This is a genomic window from Synergistota bacterium (assembly GCA_021159885.1).
Classification (GTDB): domain Bacteria; phylum Synergistota; class GBS-1; order GBS-1; family GBS-1; genus AUK310.
In genome coordinates this window covers 1-8,793 of the sequence record JAGHDO010000040.1, presented here as the reverse complement: position 1 = coordinate 8,793, position 8,793 = coordinate 1, and the positions used below count along the sequence as shown (strand labels likewise).

The 8,793-nt window shown below is 48.6% G+C and carries 11 protein-coding genes; 2 read left to right on the top strand and 9 right to left on the bottom strand.

Features of this window, described 5'->3' with window-relative positions; all coding sequences use genetic code 11:
* The 8 genes from J7M13_03880 to J7M13_03845 form a co-directional block, all read right to left on the bottom strand.
* Nucleotides 1-1,168 (bottom strand): PAS domain S-box protein (locus tag J7M13_03880; protein ID MCD6363125.1); only part of this gene is annotated, 1,168 nt, incomplete at its 3' end.
* A gap of 69 nt (nt 1,169-1,237) precedes the next feature.
* A complete protein-coding gene (locus J7M13_03875) occupies nt 1,238-1,528 on the bottom strand; it encodes a rod-binding protein (protein MCD6363124.1) in 291 nt (96 codons plus the stop codon).
* Nucleotides 1,506-2,528, bottom strand: a complete 1,023-nt coding sequence (locus tag J7M13_03870) for a flagellar basal body P-ring protein FlgI (GenBank protein MCD6363123.1) — start codon at nt 2,526-2,528, stop codon at nt 1,506-1,508. Before J7M13_03870 ends, J7M13_03875 begins: the two co-directional genes overlap by 23 nt.
* Nucleotides 2,529-2,641: 113 nt before the next feature.
* Nucleotides 2,642-3,211, bottom strand: coding sequence for a flagellar basal body L-ring protein FlgH (locus J7M13_03865; protein MCD6363122.1), 570 nt, complete (start codon nt 3,209-3,211; stop codon nt 2,642-2,644).
* Entirely contained in the window at nt 3,199-4,152 is a 954-nt protein-coding gene (gene flgA / locus J7M13_03860) for a flagellar basal body P-ring formation protein FlgA (protein MCD6363121.1), read from the bottom strand. The genes J7M13_03865 and flgA overlap by 13 nt, the downstream gene beginning before the upstream one ends.
* Nucleotides 4,153-4,160: 8 nt before the next feature.
* Nucleotides 4,161-4,949: a flagellar basal-body rod protein FlgG gene (gene flgG / locus J7M13_03855; GenBank protein MCD6363120.1), complete on the bottom strand. Its 789-nt coding sequence runs from the start codon at nt 4,947-4,949 to the stop codon at nt 4,161-4,163.
* 25 nt (nt 4,950-4,974) lie between these two features.
* Entirely contained in the window at nt 4,975-5,772 is a 798-nt protein-coding gene (locus J7M13_03850) for a flagellar hook-basal body protein (GenBank protein ID MCD6363119.1), read from the bottom strand.
* A gap of 7 nt (nt 5,773-5,779) precedes the next feature.
* Complete coding sequence (locus tag J7M13_03845) at nt 5,780-6,796, bottom strand: rod shape-determining protein (GenBank protein ID MCD6363118.1); 1,017 nt, start codon at nt 6,794-6,796, stop codon at nt 5,780-5,782.
* Nucleotides 6,797-6,905: 109 nt separating this feature from the next.
* Between J7M13_03845 and J7M13_03840 the strand changes: the two genes are divergently transcribed.
* Both J7M13_03840 and J7M13_03835 read left to right on the top strand, forming a co-directional pair.
* Nucleotides 6,906-7,796, top strand: a complete 891-nt coding sequence (locus tag J7M13_03840) for a nucleotidyl transferase AbiEii/AbiGii toxin family protein (protein ID MCD6363117.1) — start codon at nt 6,906-6,908, stop codon at nt 7,794-7,796.
* Nucleotides 7,748-8,521, top strand: coding sequence for an SDR family oxidoreductase (locus tag J7M13_03835; GenBank protein MCD6363116.1), 774 nt, complete (start codon nt 7,748-7,750; stop codon nt 8,519-8,521). The genes J7M13_03840 and J7M13_03835 overlap by 49 nt, the downstream gene beginning before the upstream one ends.
* Nucleotides 8,522-8,586: 65 nt before the next feature.
* Here the strand turns inward: J7M13_03835 and J7M13_03830 are convergent, their stop codons facing one another.
* Nucleotides 8,587-8,787 (bottom strand): cold shock domain-containing protein, encoded by a 201-nt coding sequence (locus J7M13_03830; GenBank protein MCD6363115.1) that lies wholly within the window; start codon nt 8,785-8,787, stop codon nt 8,587-8,589.
* Nucleotides 8,788-8,793: the final 6 nt, after the last annotated feature.

Genomic DNA, 8,793 nt, shown 5'->3' with positions numbered 1-8,793 from the left:
TCTTATCAAGCTTAATGTGCTCTATAACCGGGTGGAAAACGACATCTACCTCTACATCAGTCATGCGTTGAAACTCATCTATAAGCCATTCCATAGCGGGTATAAAGCCGAGATCATCGAGCAAAACAGGTCTAAGCTGGGCAACGAGATCTCTCGTAGACCGAATCGCTCCTTCCACAAGGTTTATCATTGATGTGAGTTCCGTCTCCAGCTTGCCGTTTTCCCCCTTAACCTCTTCTCTAATCCTGAAAAGTCCCATTTTAAGCGCGGTCAATGTTTGACCTATTTCATCATGTATCTCCCGCGCTATAACCGAGCGCTCTCCCTCAAGCATATCATGAAGGTGATTGGTATACTTGCGAAGCTGTTCATGCAATCTGTTGCACTCGCGCTCTATCCTCTTCATCTCGGTTATGTCCGTATGAGTTGCAACAACACGCCTGCACTCAGGATCGTCTCCGATTCTGGAAACGCTCGTTATACAAACTACATCCTTTCCATCCTTTCTCTTATAGGTAAACTCTATTCTATGCGTCCTTTTCTTCCTCAGAATAGAGTAAAACTTCCTTCCCTCTTCCTCATACTCCCTATCGCTGTGAAACAGAACCCTCATCGTTTTGCCTATAAGCTCATCAGGTCGCCAGCCGAATATATCATATACCGCATTATTGGCAAATATAATCCTTCTGTTCTCAAGTCCCACTATGGCATGGGGAATCGCCTCAAATATGGCTTTTTGAAGCTCAAAAAGCTCGTCATTCGCACTACACTCCACCTTTCTAAGCTCGGTCATATCCACAATGTTAACGAGTATGGCTTTCCTCTCCCTGTATATAACGGGATTAAGCGTCAGCACAACCCACAGAACTCCCTTTCCTCGCGTTATCATCTTAACCCCTATAAAAAGGGCCCCGAGACCATCATATATTCTTTCTATAGCGTCTTTTAAGGGCTCTCTATCATCCGGATGAACGAGGTCTATAAGGCTACGACCCATTAGCTCCTCAGCGGGTAGACCTATCCACCTTTCCAGAACGGGGTTAAGAAGAACGATTTTATCTCCTATAAGAACACAAAGGGCGACAGCACGAGCTCCCTCTTTGCTAATAATGAGGTTTCCTCTCTCGAATCGAACGAAGCTTTTAGTGGGGATATCAAGGCAACCCATAAGAAAAACCCCTCCCTCCACCTTTATAATTTTAGCACAAAGGGAAGAGAGGGGAGACCAGATCCCACGCTACTTGAGACTTCTCTCATACTGTTTATAGACCATTTTCGCTATACCCAAAACCTCTCTTTTAGCAAGCTCCCTTGAAAGAACCATATCAAACATGTCTTTATATATCTCCATCGCCCTCGATTCGGGCAGAAAACCGCCCTTTGGGACCGTCTTTCTCATCTGCCTCAAGAGCATGTGTATAAAAATCGCCTCAAACTCCTCAGAAACGACCTTTAAAGCCTTCTTTTTATCCGAGGGAATCCGAACCGGACCAAGAAAATAATCCTCACATACTCTTAAGCTCTGCATGCAAAGCACCCGCCTTCTTCATGGCCTCAAGTATCGCAATTATATCCTTCGGCGTCGCGCCAACCGCGTTTAACGCCTTAACCACATCGCCAACCGTCGTCGTCTCGGGAAACTCTATCATATGACCCTCAGCCGGCGGAACGGGGCTTCCCACAGGCGCTCCAACCGTTATGGAGAAGTTTTTATGAGCTATGGCGACCTTAGATATCCTGACATTCTCACCCATAACTATGGTTCCCGTCCTCTCATTTATGACAACGATGGCCGGCGCGTCGGGAACGACCTCAAGCTCCTCAAGAGAAGATATAAAGGAAACAACATCTCTTCTATAAGATAAAGGAATCCTGACATCTATCCTTGAGGCATCAACGGCTACCGCTATTTTTCTGCCAAAGCTCTCATTTATACTATCCGCAACTCTCTTCGCAGTGGTAAAGTCGGGATCGTTTAAAACCACGGTAAGTCTTCCCTTCCTCACGAGCTCCACGGGAACCTCCCTCTCAACGATCGCCCCGTTAGGAATCACCCCAACCGTGGGAAAAGAACCGGGAGGACCTATAGAAACTGGACCTTGAGCGACAGCATATACGTTTCCATCAGGTCCTTTAAGCGGGGTTAAAAGAAGATATCCCCCCTCAAGGCTTTTGGCATCCCCTATCGATGAAACCGTAACATCTATCCTCGTTCCGGGCTTCGCGAACGGCGGGAGATTAGCGGTAACCATAACCGCAGCTACGTTCTTCGACTTTATGTCTCTCGCCGCGATGGAAAGATCAAAGTGCCTCAGGAGATTATGAATCATCTGCGGGGTAATCTTGACCTTGTCTCCCGTGCCTTTCAATCCCACAACGAGCCCCATGCCTATAAGCTGATTGGGGCGCGCATCCTCCACATGGGCTATATCCTTAAGCCTAACCTTAGGAGCAGAATAGACAGCGGTAGCAAAAACCAAGGAAAGCAAGAACGCCACAAGCACCCAAGAAAAGAACCTTTTTTTCATTTTCATGCCCTCTCACCCCTCCCCGCTACTAACTCCTCAACTGCCCTTACATGAAGAGGCGTCAGGGGAGAAACCTCCCCGCTCTCTATCCCAGAACCTCAAGACTCATCACCTTAAAAGAGGAGGTTAAATATCTGCGTGAGGATACCCGGATGATGCACGTTCCCAAATAACCCCTTGCCGTAGAAGAGGATCTCCGCATCGCATATCTTTGAAGAGGGAATCGTGTTATCAGCGGATATATCTTCGGGGCGAATCATTCCCCTGACGACTATCTTCACCGCGTCCTTATTACCCTTAAAGTAGTGTTCCCCTTCTATAATAAAGTTGCCATTGGGCAAAACCTTCACGATCTTGGCGGCTATTTCCGCCGTAAATATCGTAGTCCTATCCGTCTGGTCGGTTCCATCATAGCTTCCCTTAGCGGTCAGGCTCGCCGGAAGAAGCCTCTTTAAAAAGCTAACCCCCCTCTGAGAGGCGTTTAAAGATGCGTTCTTAGAGCTCTTCGTCGTGGCTTTTTGCTTCATCGTAGCGCTCTCCTCTATGAGAACATAGACTATATCTCCAACGCGAGAAGCCCTTTTATCACCATAGAGATTAAAGCCATCCTTCCACAGGGAACCGCCATACGAGGGCAAAGCATAAAGCAAAAGGAGCGCGATCACCAGAATCACTTTCCGCATTTTAAGATCCCCCCTTCAACTACCGCCTGAACCAGCCCCGGACCCAGAACCACAGCTCTTATCTTTCTGCCCGTTGAGACATTCAGGACAACGATCTCCTGCCCGACGCTTCCGTTTCCACACGCCTTACCCTTCGCCCTGACCTCAACCGCACCAACGCGCGCTACGATAACGACGGGAGATCCCCTCCTCACAACCGGCGGAGACTCCAGAAATCCCTTAAGAATAACATTTCCCTTCCTGACCGGCTTTTTTAACCTCTTGCCGAGAACTTGAGAAAGCGAGGTGCACGCGGGAAGAAGAGGATCAACCTCCTTTTCGATAAGAGCTACATCCCCATCGTTTATGAGCTCGTGCCAGGCAAGGTCTCTTAAGGCAACGACGACGCTCTTTCTAACCGAGACCTTCACCTTAAGATCCACCCTTCCCACCGAACCATCGTCAAGGTAATAAACGATGGGAATTATATAAAAGTTGTCCCGACGCACGACCCCCGGGGTTACTATTCTAAATCGTGCGTCGGGAGGAAGGGAAGGGGTGGAAAAAACCCGCCAGCTTACGCTCTCTCCGAATCTGCCTATCAAGTATTCGCCCAGAACTCTGTCCAGGCTTCCCTTGGAAGCACAGGCAACGACTATCTTCTTGGGAACCCTGAAGAGAACCCCTTCAAGGTTCAAACCGCTCCTTAGAAGGGCGTTTCTAATCTCAAGCAGATTTATCTCTTCTGCCTCACCCTGCGGGGGCGCTGAAGCTATGGGAACCCTCTTTAAAGATTCAACGAGGGCAACATCCCTTCCGCTTATCCTGGCTATATCTCCAAGAAGCACAACCCTTCCCTTAACGAGGCTATACCCCGCTATGTCAACTACCGCTCTCGCCCCCAAGGCGGGGCTCACAAAAAGCAGAACGATGATCAGCGAAAGAGCGATTCTCTTAAGCATCGCTAAATCTACCTCTTAAGGGCATTCGCGGTTCTCAGCATATCGTCAGCGGTCTGAATGGCTCTCGAGTCGAACTCATAAGCTCTCTGAGCAACTATCATTCTGACCATCTCCTCAACCACCTGAACGTTGGAAGCCTCGAGAAAGCCCTGCTGTAAGGTGCCGAATCCCTCGCTTCCCGGATTCCCCTCTATGGGGGCGCCGGAGGCAGCCGTCTCAACGAAGAGATTCTTACCTATAGCCTTCAAGCCCGCGGGGTTTATAAACCTCGCCAAGGTTATCTGTCCCAAAACCTCGGGCTCCGTAGAACCAGCTCTCTTGACCACGACATTCCCATCAGAGGTTATCGCTATTGACTCCGTATCCTCCGGTATCGTTATGGCGGGCTCGAGCTTATAACCGTCCGAGGTAACTATATTTCCCTCGCTATCGAGCTTAAAGCTACCGTCTCTCGTATAAGCGGTAGAGCCATCAGGCATGGTTATCTTAAAGAAGCCATCCCCCTCTATAGCTATGTCGAGCGGATTTCCCGTCTGAATCATCGGTCCCTGAGAAAACATCCTCGGGGTTGCTGCGATCCTCACCCCGAGACCTACCTGTATAGCGGTCGGGAGCTGCTCGCCCGTAGTGTTGGGAACGCCCGCTTCTCTACCTGTCTGATAGAAGAGATCCTCAAAGTCCACCCTCCCCTTCTTAAAACCAACGGTATTGGCGTTAGCCAGATTATTGGAGATCATATCGAGATTAAACTGCTGGGCTATCATTCCCGTTGAAGCAGACCAGAGAGCCCTTATCAAAGCCCTCTCACCCCCTCCCTTTCCTTTAACCGACTCTCGTTAATGTCGTTATCGCTCTTCCAAGCGAGTCATCCTGCGTCGTGATCATCCTCTGATTGGCCTCATATGCCCTGTAAGCCTCTATAAGCTCAACCATCTCCTTAACCGGAGAGACATTGCTTCCCTCAAGCATTCCAACGGCGAGCATAACCGTCTCCTGCCGAACTGGCTTTCCGCTCGCGCTCGTCTCAAAATAGAGGTTTTTACCTATCCGCTTAAGATAAGCGGGTTTTTTAAACTTTACTATAAGAAGCCTCCCCGCTTCCTCGCCATCTATAAAGAACCTGCCGTCTTCCGAAAACCTTATCTCGCTTCCCTCAGGAACCGCTATGGGACCTCCCTCGCTCAAAAGCTTATAACCGCTCTGGGAGATAACCTCGCCGTTCGAGTTAAGAGTGAAGTTTCCTGCGCGAGTATAGTATCTCCTTCCCTTGGAGTCCTGAAGAACGAAGAATGTCCCCTCCTCTCTTAGCGCAAGATCAAGGGGATTTCCCGTATTTATAAGGGGTCCCGCCGTTCCTTCTATAAAGGTCTCATCGACAACGCTGGCGGTGCCGAGCTTTCCGATCACGGGAGCCTGCCTGAAGGGAAGAGCAAGCTCAAAAAGGGAAGAAGGGGTCTGATCATAAACCCTTACTATCTCGTGCTCAGGATAGGCTCTGAATACCGTCTCCTCACGCTTGAACCCAACCGTATCAACATTGGCAAGGTTATTCGCTATAACATTCGTTCTTGCAAGCTGTATGAGCATTCCGCTACAGCCCGTGTAAATTCCCCTTATCAAGCGCTCTCTACCTCCTTAAGGATCCTCTTACTACCCCACCTTTTAAGGCATCGAGCTCCTCCAAAGCCTTGCCCGTGCCTCTCACCACACAGGTTAAGGGATCTTCCGCAACCATCACGGGAACGCCAGTTCTTTCGGAGATCAACCTGTCCAATCCATCAAGGAGAGCTCCGCCACCGGTTAAAATTATTCCCCTCTCGATAATATCAGCGGCAAGCTCAGGCGGGGTCTTCTCTAGAACTCCTTGAACCCCCATAACTATCGTCTCAACCTCTGACTTTATAGCCTCAACCACATCATCCGTCGTTATCTCTATGGTCTTGGGAAGCCTCATAACGAGATCCCTTCCCCTGACCTCCATTCTCTTCTTCTCCATCGGCATCGCCGAACCTATCCTCTTCTTTATCTCCTCCGCGGTCTGATCCCCTATAAGCAGGTTATACTTCGCTCTCACATATTTCACTATCGCCTCGTCCATCTTGTTTCCCGCAACTCTTAAAGAATTACTCACCACTATTCCACCGAGAGATATTACCGCTACATCCGTGGTTCCTCCTCCAACATCGACTACCATGTTCCCGCGCGGTTCCGCCACGTTAACGCCGGCGCCTATCGCCGCAGCCATTGGCTCCTCGATCAAGAAAGCTTCAGATGCGCCTACCTGAACCGTAGCCTCGAGAACCGCCCTTTTCTCAACATCCGTCGCCCCAGAGGGAATGCATATCATAACGCGAGGTCTGAAGAAAAAGTGCTTCTTGCCCAACGCTTTTTTAATGAAATGCCTCAGCATGCTCTCCGTAACCTCGTAATCGGCTATAACTCCCTCTTTCAAGGGCCTTATCGCCACGATATTGCTGGGGGTTCTCCCCAGCATTCTGTGCGCTTCCTCTCCCACCGCTAAAATCTTCTTAGTAGACGCCTCTATCGCGACCACGGAGGGCTCGTTTAAAACGATGCCCTCACCTTTCACATAAACCAGAACGCTCGCCGTGCCGAGATCGATGCCAATGTCCCTGCGAAGCATTTAGCTATCTCCCCTTCCCTTTTTAAATTCGGCAGAAGGCATTCAGATCTTTAATGATTATATCACGATAAATGCAGTATAATAGATTTAAGGAAGGAGGAAGACAGCGATGAAAGCGGGAAAGCTCAAGATAGCAAGCGAGGAGGAAAGAAAGCTCTTTCACGAGAGGATCTATCCCCTGCAGGATAAAATACTTAGAGCGATCTCGGAGGATTACGGCTCCCTTGCATTTCTCTCGGGAGGAACCGCGCTCTCGAGGTTCTACTTTCATCACAGGCTTTCAGAAGACATAGATCTCTTCACGAAGCTACCGGAAAAGATAAGCAACATAGCCAGAAGAATGGCTTTCCTCCTTGAAAAAAATGGGCTTAAGGTAGAGCTGGAGTACGCGTCTCCATCCTTCGCAAGGCTATGGATAGAGAGCTTAAAGGTAGAGATAATTACCGAATTTAACCATCTGGGAAGAACCATCAGGGTAAAGGAAGGCTTCTTTATAGATAACCTCGCCAACATAGGCGTAAATAAAATCATCGCGTTTGAAGATAGGGCGGAAATGAAAGATCTCATAGATCTATACTTTCTCTCAAGAAAACTGCGATTAGAAAGGCTTCTTAAGCTCGCCGATATGAAAAGAGAACCGGTTCCGTATGAGGAGCTTTTATCTATAAATCAGTTCGGGATAACCGGAGAAGCGCTGCTTACAGTAAACATAGATGAGAAAGAGCTTGTTGACTTTATCAGGAAGCTTAAAGGAATAATCGAGAATAACGTTAAAAAAAAAGCGGATGAGATAGAAGTAAGCGCTATAGTTCGAAAAATCCTGTGGGATTTTCCTAAGGAAAAAAGAAAGCTCTCCCGAGAAACGCTCCCCGTGATAATGAGGCGGTTAAGAAGCCTTCCCCATAAAGTTGCCATCGAGAGAAAAATACGGGAAAGGGGTGAGCCTAAGATATGGGAATCCTTGATAAATTCTCGCTCAATGGAAAAGGCGCGCTCATAACGGGAGCTTCAAGAGGCATAGGAAGGGCTATCGCCGAGGGGCTTGCTGAAGCGGGAGCGGAGGTCGTAATCACCGGAAGAAACGCAGAAAAGCTCAATGAAACTCAGAAAAAAATAGCATGGATAGGTGGAAAGTGCCATGTAATAGCTGGAGATCTCGCAAACGAGGGGGACATAAGAAAAATCGTTAATTTTTCTCTCGAGAAGATGGGAAAAATAGACATACTGGTTAACGCAGCGGGTATAATTCACAGAGAACGAGCTGAAGAATATCCATTGGAAAAATGGGACGAGGTAATCAACGTAAACCTAAGAAGTCTTTTCCTGACAACTCAACTCGTTGCAAGAAGCATGATCGAAAGGAGAATTCAGGGCTCGATAATAAACATCGCCTCAGTGATATCCTACGCGGGGGGAATAAACATACCGGCTTACTCGGCAAGCAAGGGCGCTGTAGCCCAGCTGACCAAGGAGCTCGCAAACGAGTGGGGAAAATACGGCATAAGAGTTAACGCGATAGCTCCAGGATATATAGAAACCGATATGACCGAGGCTTTGAGAAAAGACCCTGCAAGAAGCGAGAAGATACTTTCCCGGATTCCACTCGGAAGATGGGGAAAGCCCGAGGACCTGAAGGGAATAGCGGTCTACTTAGCTTCAGAGGCATCCTCATACGCCACGGGGAACATATTCGTGGTGGATGGAGGCTGGCTCTGGGGAGTATGAGGGGAAAATTTAAGGGGCTCGGGGTTTTTAACCCCGAGCCCCTTTTTCTCTCGACCTAAGTACTCTTAAATCTTGGTGACGTTTATGGCTTGAGGACCCTTAGGAGCTTCTTTAATTTCAAACTGAACCCTCTGACCTTCCTCAAGCGTTCTGAAGCCACTTCCCTTAATCCCAGTGTAGTGAACGAAGACATCTCCGCCCTCATCGTCGGTTATAAACCCATAACCCTTAGCCGCGTTAAACCACTTGACAGTACCAGTTCTCATTACTTC

Coding starts and splice junctions, on each gene's coding strand:
- J7M13_03875 (MCD6363124.1), bottom strand. CDS start 1,528: ATGCAGAGCTTAAGAGTATGTGAGGATTATTTTCTTGGTCCGGTTCGG.
- J7M13_03865 (MCD6363122.1), bottom strand. CDS start 3,211: ATGCGGAAAGTGATTCTGGTGATCGCGCTCCTTTTGCTTTATGCTTTG.
- J7M13_03870 (MCD6363123.1), bottom strand. CDS start 2,528: ATGAAAAAAAGGTTCTTTTCTTGGGTGCTTGTGGCGTTCTTGCTTTCC.
- flgA (MCD6363121.1), bottom strand. CDS start 4,152: ATGCTTAAGAGAATCGCTCTTTCGCTGATCATCGTTCTGCTTTTTGTG.
- J7M13_03845 (MCD6363118.1), bottom strand. CDS start 6,796: ATGCTTCGCAGGGACATTGGCATCGATCTCGGCACGGCGAGCGTTCTG.
- J7M13_03840 (MCD6363117.1), top strand. CDS start 6,906: ATGAAAGCGGGAAAGCTCAAGATAGCAAGCGAGGAGGAAAGAAAGCTC.
- J7M13_03830 (MCD6363115.1), bottom strand. CDS start 8,787: ATGAGAACTGGTACTGTCAAGTGGTTTAACGCGGCTAAGGGTTATGGG.
- J7M13_03835 (MCD6363116.1), top strand. CDS start 7,748: ATGGGAATCCTTGATAAATTCTCGCTCAATGGAAAAGGCGCGCTCATA.